General features: G+C 69.0%; 16 protein-coding genes. 7 read left to right on the top strand and 9 right to left on the bottom strand.

Features of this window, described 5'->3' with window-relative positions:
- Window positions 1-122: 122 nt before the first annotated feature.
- From GGQ91_RS17845 to GGQ91_RS17830, 4 genes are all read right to left on the bottom strand, one after another.
- Window positions 123-1,085 carry an aldo/keto reductase gene (locus tag GGQ91_RS17845; protein WP_182592553.1) on the bottom strand — a complete coding sequence of 321 codons (963 nt, stop codon included), beginning with the start codon at window positions 1,083-1,085 and terminating at the stop codon, window positions 123-125.
- Between the two features lie 8 nt (window positions 1,086-1,093).
- Entirely contained in the window at window positions 1,094-1,738 is a 645-nt protein-coding gene (locus tag GGQ91_RS17840; protein WP_043380910.1) for an MBL fold metallo-hydrolase, read from the bottom strand.
- An 89-nt stretch (window positions 1,739-1,827) separates the two neighbouring features.
- Complete coding sequence (locus GGQ91_RS17835; protein ID WP_182592552.1) at window positions 1,828-2,211, bottom strand: hypothetical protein; 384 nt, start codon at window positions 2,209-2,211, stop codon at window positions 1,828-1,830.
- Between the two features lie 67 nt (window positions 2,212-2,278).
- Entirely contained in the window at window positions 2,279-3,946 is a 1,668-nt protein-coding gene (locus GGQ91_RS17830) for an alpha-amylase family protein (RefSeq protein ID WP_043755248.1), read from the bottom strand.
- 156 nt (window positions 3,947-4,102) lie between these two features.
- Here GGQ91_RS17830 and GGQ91_RS17825 point away from each other — a divergent pair, with 156 nt between their 5' ends.
- Entirely contained in the window at window positions 4,103-7,150 is a 3,048-nt protein-coding gene (locus GGQ91_RS17825; RefSeq protein ID WP_182592551.1) for a penicillin-binding protein 1A, read from the top strand.
- Window positions 7,151-7,178: 28 nt separating this feature from the next.
- A complete protein-coding gene (locus tag GGQ91_RS17820; protein ID WP_182592621.1) occupies window positions 7,179-8,234 on the top strand; it encodes a hypothetical protein in 1,056 nt (351 codons plus the stop codon).
- Window positions 8,235-8,253: 19 nt separating this feature from the next.
- Here GGQ91_RS17820 and GGQ91_RS17815 read toward each other — a convergent pair whose 3' ends face one another.
- Window positions 8,254-8,472, bottom strand: coding sequence for a hypothetical protein (locus tag GGQ91_RS17815; RefSeq protein ID WP_043345328.1), 219 nt, complete (start codon window positions 8,470-8,472; stop codon window positions 8,254-8,256).
- 269 nt (window positions 8,473-8,741) lie between these two features.
- Here GGQ91_RS17815 and GGQ91_RS17810 point away from each other — a divergent pair, with 269 nt between their 5' ends.
- Entirely contained in the window at window positions 8,742-8,990 is a 249-nt protein-coding gene (locus GGQ91_RS17810; protein WP_043345326.1) for a hypothetical protein, read from the top strand.
- A gap of 182 nt (window positions 8,991-9,172) precedes the next feature.
- Window positions 9,173-9,811 carry a hypothetical protein gene (locus tag GGQ91_RS17805; protein ID WP_182592550.1) on the top strand — a complete coding sequence of 213 codons (639 nt, stop codon included), beginning with the start codon at window positions 9,173-9,175 and terminating at the stop codon, window positions 9,809-9,811.
- A 16-nt stretch (window positions 9,812-9,827) separates the two neighbouring features.
- Here the strand turns inward: GGQ91_RS17805 and GGQ91_RS17800 are convergent, their stop codons facing one another.
- Window positions 9,828-10,406, bottom strand: coding sequence for a polysaccharide biosynthesis/export family protein (locus GGQ91_RS17800; protein WP_043345320.1), 579 nt, complete (start codon window positions 10,404-10,406; stop codon window positions 9,828-9,830).
- A gap of 189 nt (window positions 10,407-10,595) precedes the next feature.
- On the opposite strand from GGQ91_RS17800, the gene GGQ91_RS17795 reads away from it, so the two are divergent.
- The gene (locus GGQ91_RS17795; protein ID WP_182592549.1) at window positions 10,596-12,818 is read left to right on the top strand and encodes a GumC family protein; all 2,223 of its coding nucleotides are present in this window, start codon (window positions 10,596-10,598) and stop codon (window positions 12,816-12,818) included.
- Between the two features lie 42 nt (window positions 12,819-12,860).
- On the opposite strand, the gene GGQ91_RS17790 is transcribed toward GGQ91_RS17795, so the two are convergent.
- Window positions 12,861-14,048 carry a GNAT family N-acetyltransferase gene (locus tag GGQ91_RS17790; protein WP_182592548.1) on the bottom strand — a complete coding sequence of 396 codons (1,188 nt, stop codon included), beginning with the start codon at window positions 14,046-14,048 and terminating at the stop codon, window positions 12,861-12,863.
- A gap of 245 nt (window positions 14,049-14,293) precedes the next feature.
- Here GGQ91_RS17790 and GGQ91_RS17785 point away from each other — a divergent pair, with 245 nt between their 5' ends.
- Window positions 14,294-15,355: a polysaccharide deacetylase family protein gene (locus tag GGQ91_RS17785; RefSeq protein WP_182592547.1), complete on the top strand. Its 1,062-nt coding sequence runs from the start codon at window positions 14,294-14,296 to the stop codon at window positions 15,353-15,355.
- 83 nt (window positions 15,356-15,438) lie between these two features.
- Here GGQ91_RS17785 and GGQ91_RS17780 read toward each other — a convergent pair whose 3' ends face one another.
- Both GGQ91_RS17780 and GGQ91_RS17775 read right to left on the bottom strand, forming a co-directional pair.
- Entirely contained in the window at window positions 15,439-16,095 is a 657-nt protein-coding gene (locus tag GGQ91_RS17780) for a DUF2155 domain-containing protein (protein WP_043380931.1), read from the bottom strand.
- 128 nt (window positions 16,096-16,223) lie between these two features.
- Window positions 16,224-16,640: an NADH:ubiquinone oxidoreductase subunit NDUFA12 gene (locus GGQ91_RS17775; RefSeq protein WP_078947231.1), complete on the bottom strand. Its 417-nt coding sequence runs from the start codon at window positions 16,638-16,640 to the stop codon at window positions 16,224-16,226.
- A gap of 513 nt (window positions 16,641-17,153) precedes the next feature.
- Between GGQ91_RS17775 and GGQ91_RS17770 the strand changes: the two genes are divergently transcribed.
- Window positions 17,154-20,885 (top strand): vitamin B12-dependent ribonucleotide reductase, encoded by a 3,732-nt coding sequence (locus tag GGQ91_RS17770; protein ID WP_182592546.1) that lies wholly within the window; start codon window positions 17,154-17,156, stop codon window positions 20,883-20,885.
- The last annotated feature ends 120 nt before the right edge of the window (window positions 20,886-21,005 follow it).

Genomic DNA, 21,005 nt, shown 5'->3' with positions numbered 1-21,005 from the left:
CCGCGCCTGAACTCTCGCTTGATCCGCCTGATATAGGGGTTCCGCGTTGAGATTGCACGATTTTACGGGCCCGCGGCGGGCCCGTCCCGAAGCTTTTGTGACGCTCGCCGCTTAACGCCGCGTTAGCCCTCGATGCCGCCCTCGCTCGCCGTGTCGAGGCGGCCGATCGCCTCCGGCGAAAGGGTCAGCCGCACGGCGCCGAGGAGCTCGTCGAGTTGCGCCACCGAGGTCGCGCTGGCGATGGGCGCCGTGATGCCGGGGCGGGCGATGATCCAGGCAAGCGCCACCTGGGCCGGGCTGGCACCGTGCGTCTGCGCGACCGAATCGAGCACGTTCAGCAGCGCGAGACCGCGCGGGTTGAGGTACTTAGCGACGCGGTTCTCACGGGCCCGTCCCGTCGCGTCCTGGGCGCTGCGGTACTTGCCGGTGAGGAAGCCCGCGGCCAGCGAGAAGTAGCCGATGACGCCGATCTGTTCGGCCCGGCAGAGCGGCTCCAGCTCGGCCTCGTAACCGCGCTGGGCGAGGCTGTAATCCGGCTGGAGGCATTCATAGCGTGGCAGCCCCGCGGAGGCGGCGATCGTCAGTGCCTCCTTGAGCCGCGCCGCGCTGTAGTTCGAGGCGCCGATCGCGCGGACCTTGCCCGCCGCGATCAGGCGCTCATGGGCCCGCAGGGTCTCGTCCAGGGGCACGTCGGTATCGTCGACATGGGACTGGTAGAGGTCGATCCGGTCGATCCGCAGCCGCCGCAGCGAGGCCTCGCAGGCCCGCTCGATATGGGCCGCCGAGAGACCCTTGCCGGCCTCGCCCATGTCCATCCCGACCTTGGTCGCCAGCACGATCCGGTCCCGGACGCCCGGACGGCTGGCCAGCCATCGTCCGATCACCGTCTCGGATTCCCCGCCGACATGGCCGGGGGCCCAGCGCGAATAGACGTCGGCGGTGTCGATGAGATCGAAGCCGCTCTCCACGAACCGGTCGAGGATCGCGAAGGCGGTCGCCTCGTCGGCGGTCCAGCCGAAGACGTTGCCGCCCAGGCAGAACGGCGCGACCGTCAGGTCGGAGCGGCCGATGCGGCGCTTGTCCATGATGTCGGTCAGTCCTGCAGGAAGGGATTTGAGACACGCTCCTCGCCGAGCGTGCTCGTCGGGCCATGGCCCGGGATGAAGGCGATGTCGTCGCCCAGCGGCAGGACCTTGTCCTTGATGGCCCGGATCAGCTGCTCGTGGTTGCCGCCCGGCAGGTCGGTGCGGCCGACCGAGCCCTTGAACACCACGTCGCCGACCAGGGCGAACCGCGCGTCCCGGCTCACGAACACGACGCTGCCGGGCGAGTGCCCGGGGCAGTGAAGGATGTCGAAGCCGAGACCGCCGACCGTCACGGCATCGCCCTCGTCGAGCCAGCGGTCGGGCGTGACGGGCCGGGCCGCGCCGAGGCCGTAATTGGCGGCGGTCTCGGGCAGGGAATCCAGCAGGAACTTGTCCGCCTGGTGCGGCCCCTCGATCGGAACGCCGAGGCGCTCGCGCAGCTCGTCGGCGCCGGCGGCGTGGTCGACATGACCGTGGGTCAGCAGGATCTTCTCGACGGTGACGCCCTGCTCGCGGATGGCCGCCTCTATCCGATCAAGATCGCCGCCGGGATCCACCACGGCGCCGACCTTGGTCGTGTCGTCCCAGATCAGGGTGCAGTTCTGCTGGAAGGGTGTGACCGGGATGATCCCGGCGCGTGGCGTACCTGGCATGTCGTTCCGCGTGTAGGCAGCGCCGCTCCGGACGCCCTCGGCCGCAGTTTAGCGCAGAACGCCGGTGGGCGGCACCCTGTGCGGCACGCTCAGGCCGCGTCGCCCCTGGGGCGGCGCAGGCCGTCGTGAAGCGCCAGCATCTCGGCCATGCCGAGCGCCCGCGAGCTCCAGCGCGTCTCCGCGGTGTTGACCTGCGTGAACCGGTCGTGGGACCGGCCTCCATAGGCTCCGAACAGGGTCCTGCCCGCCTCGACGGCACCGTCGTCCCGCGCCGTCTCGTCCGGCCGGTCGATCCGGTAGGACGGCGTCGGCGACCGGCCGGTCACGCCGATCCGCACCGAGGCGTCGCCGTAATGCTTCTGGCACAGCCTCATGGTGACCAGCACCTCGCGCAGGTAGTCTTCAGCGTCGGCGAGATCCGGCAGGACGTCGGCGATCGTCGCGTCCGAGGGATAATGCTTCGTCCGGGCCATGTTACACCTTGCTCAGGCGTGTCCTACCGTGTTCGCCGGCCGAGGGCGAGCCGGGCGCCGGTTTTCCTCACGCCGGCCGCCGCTTCAGCAGCGCGTCGAGGCCCCCGACCCGGAACCAGTGGTAGCCGTAGCCTTCCAGGAACAGGCAGTGCCGTCCGTCCTCGCCGACCTCGCTGCGGCTGCCGGTCAGCACATCGACGAGGATGTCGTGCTCGGGATCCTCCACGCCGGATGCCATGGCGACCTCGACGGGCTCCGGCGCCAGATTGTGGACACACAGGATGGCGTTGCCGCGCCAGTCGTAGCGGAGCGCCAGCACCGAGGGACGCCCGGTTTCCATCGGGACCACGTCGCCCCAGCCGATCTCTGGCGCCTCCTTGCGCTGACGGATCATGCTCTGCATCCAGTTGAGCAGCGAGTCGGCCTCGTGGCGCTGGTCGGCGACGTTCACGTGCGCGTAGCCGTAGGGCCCGTGGTCGATCAGCGGAATCACCGTGCGGTCGGCCGTGGAGAAGCCGCCCTGATACTCGCTGGTCCACTGCATCGGCGTGCGAGCGCAGTCCCGCTCCTTGAGCGCGAGCTCGTCGCCCATGCCGATCTCGTCGCCGTAACGCAGCACCGGCGTCCCCGGCAGGGTGAACATCAGCGAATAGGCCAGCCGGATGCGGCGGGGATCGCCGGCCAGCATCGGTGCGAAGCGGCGGCGGATGCCGCGGTCGTAGAGCTGCATCCCCTTCTCGGGCCCGAAGGCGTCGAACACGCTCTGACGCTGCTTGCCCGTCAGGCGTCCCAGGTCCAGCTCGTCGTGGTTCCGCAGGAAGATGCCCCATTGGCAGGAGAGCGGGCGCGGCTTCGTCCGCTCGATCGCCTTGACCAGCGGGCGCGCATCATGGGCCGCAAGGGCGTAGAAGGTCGCCTGATTGACCTGGAAGTTGAACATCATGTGCATGCGGTCGGCGTCGTCGCCGAAATAATCCATGTCCTGGTTCGGCAGGATGTTGGCCTCGGCCAGGATGATGGCGTCGCCCTGGCGCCATTGCAGGAACTCGCGCAGGTCGCGCAGCATCTCGAACTGCTCGCGGGGCTTGCCGCCGACATCGGCCCCCTTCTCGGCGATGACGAACGGCACGGCATCCATGCGGAAGCCTGAGACGCCCAGCTGGATCCAGAAACCCATGATCTTGAGGATCTCGGCCAGCACCTCGGGATTGGCGGTGTTGAGATCCGGCTGAAAGTTGAAGAAGCGGTGGAAATACCACGCCTTGGCCTTCGCATCGTAGGTCCAGGTGGTCTCCTGCACGCCCGGGAAGACCATGCCCTCGTCGGCGCTCGCGGGGCGCTCTTTCGACCAGACGTACCAGTCGCGATAGGGCGAGTCCGGGTCGGAGCGGGCCGACTGGAACCATGGGTGCTGGTCCGAGGTGTGGTTGACCACGAGGTCGATCAGCACCCGCAGCCCCCGCTGCTTGGCGGCGTGGGTGAAGGCGACGAAGTCACCGAGCGAGCCGTAATCGGGGTCGACGCCGTAATAGTCGGCGATGTCGTAGCCGCCATCCTTCTTGGGCGACGGCTGGAAGGGCATCAGCCAGACCGCGGTGGCGCCCAGGCCCTGGATGTAGTCGAGCCGGCGCTCGAGCCCAGCGAAGTCGCCGATCCCGTCGCCGTTGGCATCCATGAAGGTGCCGACCGACAGGCAATAGATGATGGCGTTCTTGTACCACAGGTCGTTGATCATGGCCCCCTCGGCGTCGTCGCGCCTCACGAACGTGGGACCCCATCAAAGCGTTGCCGTGCGGCGTCTCCTTAAATCAGCCGCGTTGTGCACGCCCTGTTCAGGCGCGCTCCCGAAAGGTTCGCGCCCGCCCCGTCGCGTCCCCCGAACCCGGCCCGTATGAACGCCATCCTGATCAAGCTGTTCGCGACCGCCCTGACCCTGAGCCAGGTCACGACCCGGCCGGAGGCGGTCCGGACGCAGTTCGATCCAGCCACCGATGGGCCCGAGGTTGTGCGCCTGCTGCGCGACGGCTGCGCCCACATGCGCAAGGCCTTCGACATCGAGGACATCAACCTCGACGAGCTGATCACCACCGCGATGGAGGATCCGTCCACCGTCGCCGGGCCGGCCGCCCCGAAGATCCTGCACGGGCTCGACCTGAACGAGCTGAACACGAGCTACAAGCAGTTCTGCAAAGGCGAGAACCCGGCGAACTCGCCCTTCGACGCCAAGGCGGTGATCGAGTTCTACGACAACGCCACCAAGGACCTGCCCAGCGCCGAGGCCCTGCGCGACAAGGCGCTGCCCGGCATGACCCGGATCCTCGACGGCGCCGGCAAGCCCTTCGCCGAGGCCTCCGAGCCGAACGGGCGCCGCATCGTCGTGCCGATCACAGCGGTTCCGACGCTGGTGCAGAAGGCCTTCATCGCCGCCGAGGACAAGCGCTTCGAGACCCATCACGGCATCGACGAGCGCGGCGTGATCCGCGCCTTCATCGCCAATCTCGCCTCGCCGGGACGTCCGGCGGGTGGTTCGACCATCACCCAGCAGGTGGTCAAGAACCTCTCGGTCGGCGACGACGTCACCTACGAGCGCAAGATCCGCGAGATGATCGTCGCGTCGCGGCTGGAGAGGATTCTCTCGAAGCCGCAGATTCTCGGGCTCTATCTCAACGGCATCTATCTCGGCCGCGGCGCCTACGGCATCGAGATGGCGGCGCAGAGCTATTTCGGGAAGCCGGTGGGGCAGCTCACCCTGCCGGAGGCCGCGCTCCTCGCCGGCATGCCCAAGGGGCCGAATTTCTACAGCCCCGACAAGTATCCGGACCGGGCGCGGGAGCGGCGCGCCTACGTGCTCGCCCGCCTCAAGGAAGAGGGCGCGATTACCGAGGCCGAGATGAGCGCGGCGATCAAGTCCGATCTCGGGCTGAAGCCGATCGAGACCGCGCGGCGCGATTCCGGCTTCTACGTGGTGGATTTCCTCAATCGGGAGGCCCGCACCTTCGCGGGAGTGGATTCTTTGACCTCCGGGTCGCTGACCGTCCGCTCGACGATCAATGCGGGCCTGCAGCGCTCCGTCGAGGAGGCTCTCCAGGACGGGCTCGCCAATTACGAGCGCTCCACGGGCCGTCAGGTCTTCGCGGGGCCCGAACTCAACCTCGCCGACAGCGTCCGCCGGATCCAGGCCGCGACTCCTGCACCGGAGGGGGCGACCCAGGCGGCGCCCGCGGTGACGGGAGCGCGAACGGATGCGCCCAAGGCAGATGCCAAGATGGACGCCAAGGCGGACGCCAAGGCGCGTCGTGGCGAGAAGGTCGCGGCGATCCCGCAGAAGAAGCCGGCCTGGCTTCTGGCGCTCGAGAGCGCTCGCCCGGTGCTCTATGATGTGCATTGGCCGATGGCGGTGGTGCTGGAGACCGGGCGCGGCGGCATGAAGGTCGGCCTCGCCGATGGCCGGACCGCCGTCCTCGACCCCGGCATCGCCCGGGGCAAGCTGCAGGTCTACGACGTGATCCGCGTGAAGGTCGGCTCGGGCAAGGGCGGCCTGCGCGCGCAGATCCGCGTCCGGCCTACGGTCCAGGGCGCGGCCCTGGTGATGGAGAACCAGACCGGCCGGATCCTCGCGATGGCCGGTGGCTTCTCCTACCCGCTGAGCCAGCTCAACCGCGTCACCCAGACGGTGCGCCAGCCCGGCTCGACCTTGAAGCCGCTGACCTATCTCGCCGCGCTCAATGCCGGTCTGCAGCCCAACACCCTGGTGATGGATTCCGCCGTCACCCTGCCGCCGATCGGCGGGACCGGCGATTCCTGGTCGCCGAAGAACTACGAGGGGGGCGGTTCGGGCCCCACCACCCTGCGGCGCGGCCTCGAATTCTCCAAGAACCTCGTCACCGCCCGTCTGCTCCAGGGTGGAATCGAGCCCAAGGCGCCGGCGAGCCTGAAACGGGTCTGCGACATCGCCCTGGAGGCACAGATCTACGCCGAGTGCGAGCCCTACTATCCCTTCGTCCTCGGCGCGCAGCCGGTGCGGATGCTGGACCTCGCGGGCTTCTACGCTGCAGTGGCCAACGAGGGCGCGCGTCCGGCCCCGTACGCGCTCGAATCCGTCGAGCGGGACGGCAAGCCGCTCTACACGCACCCCGCCAAGGAGCCGGCGCGGATCGCCTCTGCGGACCGGGTCGCCTTCTACCAGCTCAAGACCATGCTGCAGGGGGTGACCCAGCACGGCACCGCGGCGGCGCTGTCGAAGGTCTCGGCCTACGTCGCCGGCAAGACCGGCACCTCCGAGAACGAGAACGACGCGTGGTTCGCGGGCCTGACCAACGAGATCAGCGTGGTGGTCTGGGTCGGCTACGACAACGCCGACGGCACCCGCAAGACCCTCGGCCGCGGCCAGACCGGCGGCCATGTCTCGGTGCCGATCGCCTCGGCGATCCTGCAGGCGGCGTGGGCGAACGGAATCCCCAAGACGCCGCTGCGGGGCCCCTCCCCCGAGGCGCGCCCCTTCATCGCCGACCTGGCGGTCGATCCGCGCAGCGGCGTGCGGGTCGCGGGCGGCGGCTTTCTCGAGCATTTCCGCACAAGCGGCGACGGACGGATGGCGGACACGCAGTACCGCCTCGTTCCGCGGGAGACGCTCTACGCCATGCGGCCCGATGCCCAGGACGGCGATCTCGCCGGCGCCGACGACGGCGCGAACGTGGCGGGCGACTATTACGGCAACATGACGGGCGAGCGGCCGCGGGCCGACTTCCTGGACCCGTTCGGCGAGCGTCCGGCGCCGCGCAGCCGCCGTGCGCAGGGCGATGTGGATCTCTACGGGCAGGATCCGTACAAGCCCTGGCCCGGCCAGACGAACCGCTCGCCCTTCGGCGGGGATGACGACGCGCGCCGGCCGCGCCGCCGCGATCCGGACTACCTGTTCGGCGAAGATCCCGGTTACTGACTGCCCTCCCCGAGAGATGAGAATCCCGTTGCGTCAGCAGCTTCCTGCCGCCCTGGCGGCCGCCCTCACGGTCGCTCTCCCGGCCATCCCGGTCCGCGCTCAGACGCCCGCCGCCAACACGGCGCCGGCACCGGAGCGGGTCAAGGATGTGCCCTCGGTCACGGCCGTCGACCCCGCCGCGATCAAGCCGGGCCAGATCCTGTTCACCGATCACCGCGAGAATCCGTCGGCGCCGGAGAACGGCCTGATCCCGTATCTCGACTGGTTGAAGGTGCGGCCGGCCGAGGCGACGGCGCTCGCCCCCTATCCCGGCTACAAGGAGCCGGATTACACCGTCACGGTGAACGGCGTGACGAAACCCCGGCACGAGACGCTGAAGGTCTATGTGGCCGAGGGACGCTTCGTCGTCCCGCGGCCGGCCGAGGCGATCGACCTCCAGGCCTTCGCCAATCTCGCCTTCGTCCAGAAGATGGATCCGGCGATCAAGCACCGCGCCATCTCGGCCGCCGACGTGACCCCCAACAAGGATCCGGCCGCCGCCTTCGCCAAGCGACCCGACCGGCCCTGGTGCGAGGGGGCGGGCGCCTGCATCGAGTCGCGCTACGATCTCGAGGGCAAGCTGCCGCTCGGGGTGAAGCTCGCCAACAAGCTGGAGGAAGGGTCGGCCAAGAAGATCGCCGAGTTCGTCTCGTTCCAGAGCGAGTTGCGGGTCCTCGGGCCGGACCAGGGCGCCGCGCTCAAGGCACTGACCAAGATCGACACGTCCGTCACCGGCGGGCTGGAGCAGACGATCTTCTGGGTCAACCAGATCCTGCGCTTCGGCAAGTTCCTCGCCGTGTTCCAGCCGATGCCGAACGACCCGACCAAGACGGTGGTCACCACCTACATGGCCCTTGCGATCAAGGGGGACGTCCTCGACCGCAAGGCCGAGTACGCCCGTGTGCCGGTTCTCAAGAACCTGCTGCCGGCGCAGGTGCTGATGGGCAATTCGAGCTTCAACACCGGCAACTCGATCAGCGCCGGCCTGCCGGTCTACGCTCGCAACCGGATCGCCGCCTTCGCGGACGCGCTCACCAAGCGCTGACGCGTCGCGACCGCGGGTGTCACATCCCGCGGTTGCCGATCGTCGGCAGCGTGGGCTGGGTGTAGGCGCGGTTCACGTCCCGGCGGCTCTGGGTGCCGTTCGTGTTGCCGGAGGCGCGGTAATTGTCGAGGTTGAAGGTCTCGGCCAGCCCGCTGCGCGAGTCCGGCCCATCGCTGGTGCTGCAGGCGCACAGGCCACCGAGGGTGAGTGCGGAGAGGGCGAGAAGGGTCAAGCGCATCGCAAATCCTGAAGCCTGCCGGAGTCGAGCCTCCCTCCGGCATCTCCCGGACGAGGCCTCGACGAAACGTCTCGCGGCATGGTCAGCCCGGGAGCGCGCCCGTCAAGGTCGCGCGCAACGTGTAAATCCGTTCTGTGGCCTCCGATGCGCAGCGGCCACGGAAAATCCACCACACCCCCGGTTTGGGGCGGATACCGACGGGCAATCGTGTTGAGCGCGGCCCGCGCCCCCTGGCGAATCCGGACCGTTTCGGGCGACAACCCTCGGCAATGAGCAACGTCTTGCCCTTCCGCCCGCGTCCCACCGTCACGCGCCTCGCCCGCTGCGAGGTCGTGACCGTGGCCGGCGATCTTCTCGCCCTCCTGGAGCAGCTCGAGGATGTGAGCGCCCGCGCCGCCGCGATGGGTCGCCCCGCGCTCGAGGTCGAGCGGACGGTCCAGCACCTGCTCGATGCCGTGAGTGCGGTCGAGCGCGCCCTCGACTGCATCGGCGAGGGCGAACAATCCGCTCCGGGCTGATCGGCGCTTCACCCCCACCGCGTCCGGATCGCGTCATCGCCCTCAGACGGGGGCGTCGAATACTGCACCGTCGCGAAGTCGACCGGTGTTGCTAAGCAGATCGTAAATCATCCGGAACCCTCCAGTACGCCTTGCGGTTGAGGGTCGGATGCTCACGTCGGGCGTCGGTTCCGGAGGATGTCATGAGGCTTCGCACGAGCAGTTTGCTGGCCGTCATGACGGCCAGCGGCCTTCTCGCCGGGACGACGATGCACGCCCACGCGGCCGAACTGGGCTTCCTCGAGATGCTGTTCGGGGCTCGGCCGGCGGTTCAACAAGCTCAGCCCGCGCAGACCCAGGCTCCGGCCTTCGAGGGCCGTTCGTATGGCCGCCAAGCGAGCCCGCGGCTCGGCGCCGCCCGCCGGCGCTTTCAGACCCGCTACGCGGCGCTGCCGCTGAAGATCCGCGTCAAGGAGCGGGAGATCAGCGAGCGCCAGACCCCCATCGACATGAAGGGCGGCGCCACGGCGGCTCTGTTGAAGGACGAGACGCTGCGCCCCGGCGACATCGTGGTCCTGAATGCCGGCGCCCGGGTGTTCACCGGGAATCCCGACAAGCGTCACGCCATCCGGGATTTCGAACCGGTCCAGAACTCGCGCTTGGTCAGCAAGGGTACCCGCAAGGTCCTGGCCGGCCTGTTCACGCCGGTGGGCACCCTGCCCGCACAGGCCGCACGGCAGATGATGGCGCGGGCGAAACAGCCGGCCCCCGAGATCGCGACGCCGATCCCTGCGCAGAAGACCGCGATGCGGGTGATCAACCCGTGGCATGAGGCGCAGTGACTGGCGCGGCCGTCGCTCAGAAGAAGCGCTCCTTGATGACGATCGTGTCGCCCGGACGGACCGCGTAGGTCATCGGCACGATTCCTGAGACCAGCGTGCCGTTGGTGTCGCGGGTCAGAACGGCATAATCCCGCGCCGCCCGGGGGCCGAAGCCGGCGGCGATGGCCACCGCCGTCTCGACGGTCATGCCGTTGACGAACGGATACTGGCCCGAGGTGGTCACCTCTCCGAGAATGTAGAAGGGCCGGTAGGCGTCCACCTCCACGGTGACGTGCGGCTCGCGGACGAACCCGGCCGCCAGCTTGGCTTCGACCGCCTTGGCCGCCTGGGCGGTCGTCTGACCGCCGACCTGCACGGTGCCGATCAGCGGCATGGCGATGCGACCGGCACCATCCACCGCGTAAATGTTCGATAGGTTGTCCTGGCCGAAGACGATCACCCGGAGCTTGTCGCCCGCCGCCAGCGTGTAGCGGGCAGCGATCGACCCGGTGCCGGTCGCGTCGAGTTCGTCGGTGCGGAAGCTCGGCCGCAGGCAACCGCCGAGTGCCAGAGTCGAGCCGAGTGCGAGAAGCAGAGCGCGCCGGTTCATCACCATCGCCGTCAAGGATGCAGTTGCCGGATCATCTAGGCCGTTAAGGTTAATGAAACTTGATCACCGCCGGACGGGCCGGCCGGCGCCGCCGGTCCGCGCGCGCCTTAACTCTTGAGCAACCTTAACATCCACTAATGGCGGCGGGCGGGCAGTAATGCCGGCCCGGTTTTCCGCCGCGTCCAGAGCGTCCGCATGTCCTCTATACGTCAACGCTCGACCAACGCCCTGCCCAGCCCGCAGCCGCGCGCCGAGGAGGGCCTCGGTCTCGCGCAGCTGCCGCGGATCCTGCGGCGCTCGATCGGATGGATCGTCGGACCGACCCTGGTGGTCGCCCTGGGGGCGAGCGTCTTCGTCAACGTGGTCAGCCCCCGCTACACCGGCGAGGCGAAGGTTCTCCTGGAGAGCCGCGACCCGGCCTTCGCCCGCACCGCGCAGGAACGCGCCGACCAGCTCGCACCCATCGACGAGCAGGCTGTGGCGAGCCAGGTGCAGGTGGTCATGTCCCGGGATCTCGCCCGCGAGGCGATCCGCCGGCTCAAGCTCGTGGGCAATGCCGAATTCGATCCCGGCGCCGGCAGCATCGGCCCGGTGCAGCGCGTGCTGATGATGCTCGGCATCGGCGCCAATCCTCTGGACCGCCCGGCCGAGGACCGCGTGCTCGATGCCTATTTCGATCACCTGCTGGTCTTTCCCGCCGGAAAGTCGCGCATCCTGACGATCGAGTTCCGCGCGAAGGATCCGAAGCTCGCGGCCGAAGCCGCCAACACCATCGCGAAGCTCTACATCGGATCGCTGGAGGCCGATAAGGTCGATACCGCCCGCTATGCCTCCACGTGGCTCGGCGGCAACATCGATGGGCTCCGCAAGCGCGTCGCCGAAGCCGAGGCGAAGGTCGAGGCGTTCCGCGTCAAGAACGGCCTCGTGGGCAGCGCCGGCGCCACCGGCCGGCCCCTCAACGCGCAGCAGCTCGGCGAATTGTCGAGCCAGCTCTCGGCGGCGCGGAGCCTGAAAGCCGATCTCGACGGCAAGGTGAAGGCCATCAAGGACCTGATCAAGGACGGGCGCGCCTTCGAGATCCCGGATGTCGCCAACAACGAGGTGATCCGGCGGATCGTCGAGAACCGGATCTCGGTGCGCGCCCAGCTCGCCCTCGAATCGCGCACGCTGCTGCCGGCCCATCCGCGGATCAAGGAACTCAACGCCCAGCTCGAGGATCTCGACGCGCAGATCAAGGCTTCCGCCGAGCGCATCGTGCGGACGATGGACAACGACGCCAAGATCGCCGGCGCACGGGTCGAGAGCCTCCGGAGCGCCGTGGACGGCCAGCAGGACGTCGTCGCCCAAGGAAACGCCAGCGAGATCCAGCTCCGCGCGCTGGAGCGCGAGGCCAAGGCGCAGCGTGAGCAGCTCGAATCCTATCTCGGCCGCTACCGCGAGGCGGCGGCGCGCGACGGCGAGGCGGCGACGCCGGCCGATGCCCGGATCGTATCCCGCGCGGTGACGCCCGAGGTGCCGTCCTTCCCGAAGAAGTTGCCGATCGTCGCGTTCGCGACGCTGCTGACCCTCATGCTCTCGGCGGGCGGCGTCATCGCCAGCGCGCTGCTCGCCGAATCCGGCCGCGCTGCCGGACAGCGCGACGGCGATCCGACGGACGATCGCCGCCGCCGCGAGCCGGTGATGGACCGGCCGACCTTCGCGTTTCCGGAGCCGATGCCGTCCGAGCGCTGGTCCCAGCCGTCGGAGGCCGCAGCCGCCTCCGCGACGACGGCACCCGTGGCGAAAGCGTCAGCCGGCGCCGCCGAGACCTTCGACCTTGCGCCCCTCGTCGCGCGCATCGCCGCAGCGCCCCGCGACCCGGGGGCCCAGTCCGGCCGCCGGATCCTGATCGTCGAGACCGAGGACCGGCGCGGTCCGGCGACGCTCTCGGAGGCCCTGACCCGTGCCCTCGGCCGCGAGGGGAGCCTCGTCGCCGTGGATCTGAACGCGCCGAGCAGCGGGCCCCGGGGCTTGGGCTTCTCCGACCTCATCGCCGGCGAGGCTGCCTTCCTTGATGTGATTCAGGCCGGTCGCGCCGGCGGTCATCATCGGATCGCGGCCGGGCTCCACGATTCGACGGTCCTGTTCGACGCGCCGGACGCTCTGGTGTTGACCTTCGAAGCCATGGCGGAGGCCTACGAGTGCGTGCTCTTCCGGCTCGCCGCCGCGCCGGGCGCCGTCGACCTGCTCGAGCTCGTCGCGGGCTTCATGGACTGCGTGGTGATCGCGTCGAATGCCGATGCGGAGGATCCGGCGCTGGCCGATCTCTACGCCCTGGCCGAGGATGCGGGTGCGGGGCAGATCCTGGTCGCTCAGGACCGTCCGGCGAATGCGGATTTTCAGGATCCGGCGGCCGAGCTGCGCCTCAGCGCCGCTTGAGACGGGTGCCGCCGGGCGCGGGTCCGGCCCAGGACGCGACGGTCAGGGCCGGCGGCGCAAAGCCCGGAGCCGCTTGAGGACGGCGTAGAGACGCGGGTCTCGCTTGATGCGCCGCTTCGTGCGCGTCAGGCTTCCGCGCACGGCCCCGTAGGTCCGGCCGCGCAAGGTCACCGGTATGACCGTCTCGACGAGGCTGATCGTCTCGTCGCAGATGCTGGCCTTGTAGCGCGCCTCGCCGACGCCGAGGTCGAAGCCCTGCCGGCCCCGGTCCGTCTGATCGCGCACCAGATGTTGCAGCAACAGGTCCCCGGGGCTGTACCGGGCGATCTCCGGGTCGGCGTCGAATGCCGTCATCATGCCGCTGAAGCGCCGGTCGCTCACGGCGCCGCCGAACGTTGCCAGGACCCGGCCGCTCTCGATGAGGCAGAGGGCATGCACCTCCATCGCCGGCTCCGCGCCGGTCGACGCCGCCGCGAGGAAGGCGCGGATCGCGGGATCGGCATAGGGGTCGGAGATGCCCATGACGGCGAAGCGCGCCGATTTCTGCGCGTAGAAGGCGGCCAGCAGACGCTGCGCTTCCCCGGGCGTCCCGGCGCGGCGGTAGGCGATGGCGCCGTGCGCCTCGATGAGGCGCTTCTCCTTCGAGCGCAGCTTCTTGCGGGCGTCGGCGCTGAAGACCCGGCGCACGGTCGCCTCCGGGTCCGGCCCGAGCATGAGACCGTAGGCATCGCTGGCCTCGGGCTCGCCGGTCGCGGCGAGCGGATTCGCCGCCCCGTCCCACATCCGAGGCTGATGCTTGAGGGTGTAGGCGTCGATGCCGTTGGCCCGGCCCGCCTGGATCAGGGCCGTGACGATGCTGCTGGGCGGGAGGGCTGCCGCATCGCGGGTGGCGAAGAGCGGCATATGATAGTTGGCGTGCGTGTCACCGACGGTGCGCGCGATGCGGAGGCCGTGTTCCCGCTGCAGCGTCAACGGCATGAGAAGGCGTGGACGCCCATCTGCGTTCCGCACGATCACGATGCGGGCATGCTCGACCTGCCCGGTCGCATGCAGATAGGCGCTCACCCAGTCGAACCGCTGATAGGGCGTCCCGAGGGCGGCCGGCTCGGTTTCGAGCCGGCGCCAGAGTGCCTCGGCGGCATTCAGATCCGGGATGATCTCCGCGATGAGCCCGTGGGCCAGGCGCGATTCGACCATGTCCGTTCCTGCCATCTGGACGCCGGTCGCCATGACCCGATCCCCCAGGGACCACCGACGATCCCGTGCCGCCCGAATACTGGGTTCCAGGGCCTGAATGGCCCGTCACCTCAACGCGGGATCCTGGGCCCGCGGCGCGGCACGGCGCGGCAAAAGGGATGCGTGGCTAACAGCACCTTTCTTCCGGTCGCCCCTCGGTGCGGCGGCTTTCGGATTTGTTTACCGCGTCGCGCCAAGGCTCCGTGGTACGGGCGCTGCGGCCCGATCGGTTCAGAATCATGCTGTCGTCGCGCGCCAAGCATCGGGTCTTCGCGTCCGGCTTTCGCGCGATACAGGCGCTCGGGGCGGATCGGTGGCTCGGCCCCGCCGCCCGCGGCCTCGGTGTGATCCTCACATTCCACCACGTCAGCCCCGCGCCGAGTCCCGCCTTCGCGCCGAATCGCCTGCTGGGCATCACGCCGGAATTCCTCGACCTGACCCTGCGGGAACTCGATGCCCGGGGCTTCGAGATCATCGGCCTGGATCACCTGCCGGAGCGCCTGGCCGAACCCGATTACGGGCCGCCCTTCGCGGTCCTGACATTCGATGACGGCTACCGGGACAACGTCGTGCATGCGCGTCCCGTGCTGGCCCGCCACGGCGCGCCGTGGACGTTGTTCGTCACCAGCGGCTTCGCCGATCAGGGCGGCCGGCTCTGGTGGATCGAGCTTGAGCACGCGATCGCGCGCCTCGATCGCGTGCGGATCGACATCGGGTCCCGCAGCGTGGACTTGCCGGCCCGCAGCCCGCAGGAGAAGGCTCTAGCCTTCGAAGTCGTTTACCGAGACCTGCGCCGCGGCCGCGAGGCCGACCTTCTCGACCGGATCGCCGAGCTCTGCCGACAGGCCGGCTTCCCGCCCGGACGGATCGCCTCCGAACTGTGCCTGTCCTGGGCGGAGCTGCGCGACCTCGCGGCCGACCCGGCGGTCACCATCGGCGCGCATACGGTGAGCCACCCGATGCTGGCCAAGCACGACGCCGCCTTCGCCGCCCGCGAGATCGCCGAGGGACGCGCGCGGATCGAGGCGGAACTCGGACGGCAGGTGCGGCACCTGTCCTATCCGGTGGGAGACCCGACCTCCGCCGGACCGCGGGAATTCGCCCTGGCGCGGGAGATGGGCTTTGCGACGGCGGTGACCACGCGGCCCGGTCACCTGTTCGCCGAGCATGCCGCGCACCTTCAGGCCCTGCCCCGGGTCTCGGTGAACGGCTGCCACCAGACGGGTGCGGCGCTCGCCGGACTTCTCTCCGGTGTTCCGTTCCTGGCGTGGAATCGCGGGCGGCGCGTCAACGTCGCCTGAAGCGGCGTCGCGGTTCGAACCGGCCCCTGACGACGCCGGACGAGTTCATCGAGGCGGGTGCCGGGACCGGATCGCAGACGCGGTCAGCGGAATAGAGCGTCGAACAGGTTCTGCGGCTGATGCGGCGGCGGCGGAGCCGGTGCCGGACCCTCGTTCGACGGGAAGAACTTGCGCGAGGGCTTCTGGCGCGGCTGGACGGGCACGCCACGCGGCGCCTCCACGTCCACCTGCCCGGCCGCATTGAGCTGCTGCGCGGTCTTCGTGGGGTCCTTGCCCGGGCGCTTCGCCTTCTCGGGCTTGGCCGCGACGGCCGGGACGTCTTCCTGCTCCTTGGCTTCGGCGATCACATCGCTGCCGCCTTTGCAGTCGACCAGCCACACGTCGTAGATCGGATGCTCGATCGCGTGCAGTCCGGGGCTCGACGCGAACATCCAGCCGGTGAAGATGCGGCGGTACTTGTTGTCGAGGGTCACCTCGTCGACCTCGAGGAAGGCCGTGGTCTTGGCGCTCTCGGTGGGCGGACGCGTGTAGCAGACCCGCGGGGTGAGCTGCAGCGCGCCGAACTGCACGGTCTCGTCGACCGCCACCTCGAAGTTGACGATCCGGCCGGTGATCTTGTCGAGGCCGGAGAAGACCGCGGTCGGGTTCTTGATCTTGTCGGCGGCGGCGGGGCTGGCGCAGATGGCGAGCGCCAGGCTCGGGGCGAGCGCGCGGCGTGCGAAGGCGGTGATGCGGCTCAAGGCTCGGACCCCTAGACGAGGGTGGCCGGCCGCGCCAACGATTGCGCGGCGGACGATCGGGATTGGCCCGTCATGAACACCGGAACGGTGGCGGCAAAAGGGCGCCGAGTCCGCGGGAAACCGGGGATCTACTCGCCCGGCGACCAGGAGACGTAGTCGCCGGTGGCCGCCGGCCGCTGGCCCCAGGAGAGCTGCGAACCCGCCGGCCGGTACGCGTTGGCCGTGCCGGTCTGGTTCTCGATATGCGGCTTCTGCCAAGCCTTCGGCTCGTAGTTCTCCTCGCTCGGGGCGAGATCGACATTGTGGCAGAGCCAGCCACGCCAGCCTGGGGGGACCTTCGAGGCGTCGGCATAGCCGTTGTAGACGACCCAGCGGCGCTCCGAACCGACCGAGCGGTCGATCAGCGCGCCTTCCGCCTTGTAGTACTTGTTCCCGAACTCGTCCTCGCCGACGAAAATGCCGGTGCGGGCGGTCTGGAGCGCCAGGGAGACGGTCTGGCCGTTCCACCATGTGAAGACGCGCAGCAAAGTGTCCTTCAGCGCCATCGCCGGTCCCGAGATCGTGCCGCGCCGCAGGGGCGCTTCTCGGCGTCGTTATGGTGACCGCGCGCCCGCGAGTCCAGCCGCGTGACGGAAGTGTCGCTGCGCGGCAACGCTCAAGGCGGGCTTTCCGCTCCCCGTTTTGGCCGGGCGCCCACCGCTCTCTCGACGGTTGTGAATCTAAAATTTTCCCGATCCGATTCCGGAAAGCGGGAAGGACACTTATCCGGGCCCGGGACGATATCCACAGGCTTTTGCGAGCCGGCACAACATCTAGCGGGGAACAAGGCCGCCGAACACCACTTGTTGACGTGAGAGTGAAGGCGGCGGTATTCTCCCGGCATCGGTCGCGACCTTGGAGTGGCGCGTTGAGCAGGGGCGACCGTTCCTAGATTTCGTTCGCGACACCGGGTGACGACCCTTCGCCGGGCGTGTTCGGCCGCGAATCCCAATATCGGGCATAGACCCCGCGTCGCGCGGGGCCGGGGCCGTCGTGTCCCGTCGGAAGAGGTGTGTTTCATGCGGTTCGAGCGTCGCTACACAACGGCCGGACAATCGCCCTACGCCGGGATCCCCTTCCGCAAGGCCCTGAGCGAGATCCGCAATCCGGACGGGTCGGTTGTGTTCCGCCTCGACGGCATCGACGTGCCGGAGAGCTGGAGCCAGGTGGCGAGCGACGTCCTCGCGCAGAAGTATTTCCGCAAGGCGGGTGTGCCGGCCCGCCTCCGCAAGGTCGAGGAGAACGCGGTTCCCTCGTTCCTGTGGCGCTCGGTGCCCGACGAGGCGGCGCTGGCGGATCTGCCGGAGGACGAGCGCTTCGTTTCGGAATCCTCCGCCACGCAGGTCTTCGACCGGCTCGCCGGCTGCTGGACCTACTGGGGCTGGAAGGGCGGCTATTTCTCGTCGGAGGCGGACGCGTCCGCCTTCATGGACGAGTTGCGCTTCATGCTCGCCCGCCAGATGGTGGCGCCGAACTCGCCGCAATGGTTCAACACCGGCCTGCATTGGGCCTACGGCATCGATGGCCCGAGCCAGGGACACTATTACTGCGACCCGCAGACCGGCGTGCTGACCAAGTCGGCCACGGCCTACGAGCACCCGCAGCCGCATGCCTGCTTCATCCAGTCGGTCCAGGACGACCTCGTCAACGAGGGCGGCATCATGGACCTGTGGGTGCGTGAGGCGCGCCTGTTCAAGTACGGTTCGGGCACCGGCTCGAACTTCTCGCAGCTGCGCGCCGAGAACGAGAAGCTCGGCGGCGGCGGCAAGTCGTCGGGTCTGATGAGCTTCCTCAAGATCGGCGACCGGGCGGCGGGCGCGATCAAGTCGGGCGGCACCACCCGGCGTGCCGCCAAGATGGTGATCGTCGATATCGACCACCCGGATATCGAGGCCTTCATCGACTGGAAGGTGAAGGAGGAGCAGAAGGTCGCCGCCCTGGTGACCGGCTCGAAGGTCGTCTCCAAGCACCTGACCCTGGTGATGAAGGCCTGCACCCAGTGCGAGGCGGAAGGCGACGCCTGCTTCGACGCCGAGCGCAACCCGGCCCTCAAGCGCGAGATCAAGGCTGCCCGGCGGGCGTCCGTGCCGGACGCCTACATCAAGCGCGTGGTGCAGTTTGCCCGTCAGGGCTTCACCAAGATCGACTTCCCCGTCTACGACACCGACTGGGATTCCGAGGCCTACCTGACGGTGGCCGGCCAGAACTCCAACAACTCGGTCTCCCTGACCGACGGCTTCCTGCGCGCCGTCGAGGCGGACGCGGACTGGAACCTCACGGCCCGCACCACCGGCAAGGTCACCAAGACCCTGAAGGCGCGTGAGCTGTGGGAGCGGATCGGCGAGGCCGCCTGGGCGTCGGCGGATCCGGGCCTGCACTTCAACACCACGATGAACGACTGGCACACCTGCCCGGCGGGTGGGCGGATCCGGGCCTCGAACCCGTGCTCCGAGTACATGTTCCTCGACGACACCGCCTGCAATCTCGCCTCGGCGAACCTGCTGACGATGTACGACCGGGAGACCAAGCGCTTCGACGTGGAGGCGTTCGAGCACCTCAACCGCCTCTGGACGGTGGTGCTCGAGATCTCCGTGATGATGGCGCAGTTCCCGTCCAAGGAGATCGCGGAACTCTCCTTCCGGTACCGGACGCTGGGTCTCGGCTACGCCAATATCGGCGGCCTGCTGATGACCATGGGCCTGCCCTACGATTCCGATGCGGGCCGGGCACTGGCCGGCGCGCTCACCGCGATCATGACCGGTGTCGCCTACGCCACCTCCGCCGAGATGGCTGCCGAACTCGGCACCTTCCAGGCCTATGACGAGAACGCCGACGCGATGCTGCGGGTGATCCGCAACCACCGCAGGGCCGCGCATGGCGAGACCGCAGGCTACGAATTCCTGAATGTCGCGCCGGTCGCCCTCGACCATGCCAACATCCCGCAGGCCGACCTGGGCGACCATGCCCGCGCCGCCTGGGACCGGGCGCTGAAGCTCGGCGAGGAGCACGGCTACCGGAACGCGCAGGCCACCGTGATCGCGCCCACCGGCACGATCGGCCTCGTGATGGATTGCGACACCACGGGCATCGAGCCCGACTTCGCCCTGGTGAAGTTCAAGAAGCTCGCCGGTGGCGGCTACTTCAAGATCATCAACCAGGCCGCGCCGGACGCCCTGCGGGCGCTGGGCTACCGCGAATCCGAGATCGCCGAGATCGAGGCCTACGCGGTCGGCCACGGCTCCATGGGCCAGGCGCCGGGGATCAACCCGACGACGCTCCGCGCCAAGGGCTTTTCGGACGAGAAGATCGCCGCGGTGGAGAAGGGGCTGAAGTCGGCCTTCGACATCAAGTTCGTGTTCAATCGCTGGACGCTCGGCGACGACTTCCTGATCCAGACCCTGAAGGTCCCGGCAGAGAAGCTTACGGACCCGACCTTCGAGCTGCTGCCGTTTCTCGGCTTCTCCAAGAAGGAGATCGAGGCCGCCAACACCCACATCTGCGGGGCGATGACGCTGGAGGGCGCGCCCTTCCTCAAGCTGGAACACTACGCGGTCTTCGACTGCGCCAACCCGTGCGGCCGGATCGGCAAGCGCTACCTCTCGGTCGAGAGCCACATCCGCATGATGGCGGCGGCCCAGCCCTTCATCTCGGGGGCGATCTCCAAGACCATCAACATGCCGAACGACGCCACGGTGGAGGATTGCAAGGCGGCCTACCTGCTGTCCTGGCGTCTCGCCCTCAAGGCGAACGCCCTCTACCGCGACGGCTCGAAGCTGTCACAGCCGCTCAACTCGGCCCTCATCTCGGATGAGGACGACGAGGCGGATGAGGGCATCGAGGCGCTGATCCAGGCCCCGGCCGCCGCCAAGGCTGCCGCGGTGGCGGAGAAGATCGTCGAGCGGGTGATCGAGCGGGTGGAGCGCATCCGCTCCCGCGAGAAGCTGCCGGCCCGGCGCAAGGGGTACACCCAGAAGGCAGTCGTGGGCGGCCACAAGGTTTACCTGCGCACCGGCGAGTACGACGACGGGCGGCTGGGCGAGATCTTCATCGACATGCACAAGGAGGGCGCGACCTTCCGGAGCTTGATGAACAACTTCGCCATCGCGATCTCGCTCGGCCTCCAGTACGGCGTGCCGCTGGAGGAATACGTGGAGGCCTTCACCTTCACGCGGTTCGAGCCGGCGGGCTTCGTGCAGGGCAACGACGCGATCAAGAACGCGACGTCGCTCCTCGACTACGTGTTCCGCGAGCTGGCGGTCTCGTATCTCGGCCGCGCCGACCTCGCCCATGTCAGCCCCGCCGAGATCGGCGGCACGGTGATCGGCGGCGGCGAGAGCGGCGACACGACCCGCGAGGGCCCGAAGCCCGCCCCAGCCTCCTCGGTCGTCTCCCGCGGCCTCCTGCGCGGCTCGGCCGACCGGCTCACCCTGATCCAGGGCGGCCCGGCGGGCGGGACGGTCGGTGTGGGCGCGGCGAGCGCCGGTCAGTCGGCCCCGGCCGGCGGAACGGTCCACGCGATCCGCGGCAGCACCGCGCTGAAGGCGGAGCCGGTGGCGCCCGGTCAGGCCGAGACCATCGCGGACGCCCTGCCCTTCGCAAAGGTGGAGCGGAGCGTCGCGGACCGCCGCGCCGAGGCTAAGATGAAAGGCTATGTCGGCGAGGCCTGCCCGGAATGCGCGAACTTCACGCTGGTCCGCAACGGCACCTGCCTGAAGTGCGACACCTGCGGGTCCACGACGGGCTGCTCGTAATCCCGACGTCCTGGGGTGGAGATTTGGGTGACGGCAGCGTTTGCCTTTGTTTAACGACGACGGCAGCACTCAAAATCCGAATCGCTCGATCTCCTTCCAGGCCGCCTTTCGGCGGCCTGG

Source organism: Methylobacterium fujisawaense, from assembly GCF_014138435.1.
GTDB classification, from domain to species: Bacteria; Pseudomonadota; Alphaproteobacteria; order Rhizobiales; family Beijerinckiaceae; genus Methylobacterium; species Methylobacterium fujisawaense.
Note: the sequence above shows the minus strand (reverse complement) of the source record. Positions and strands in the feature narration are given on the sequence as shown.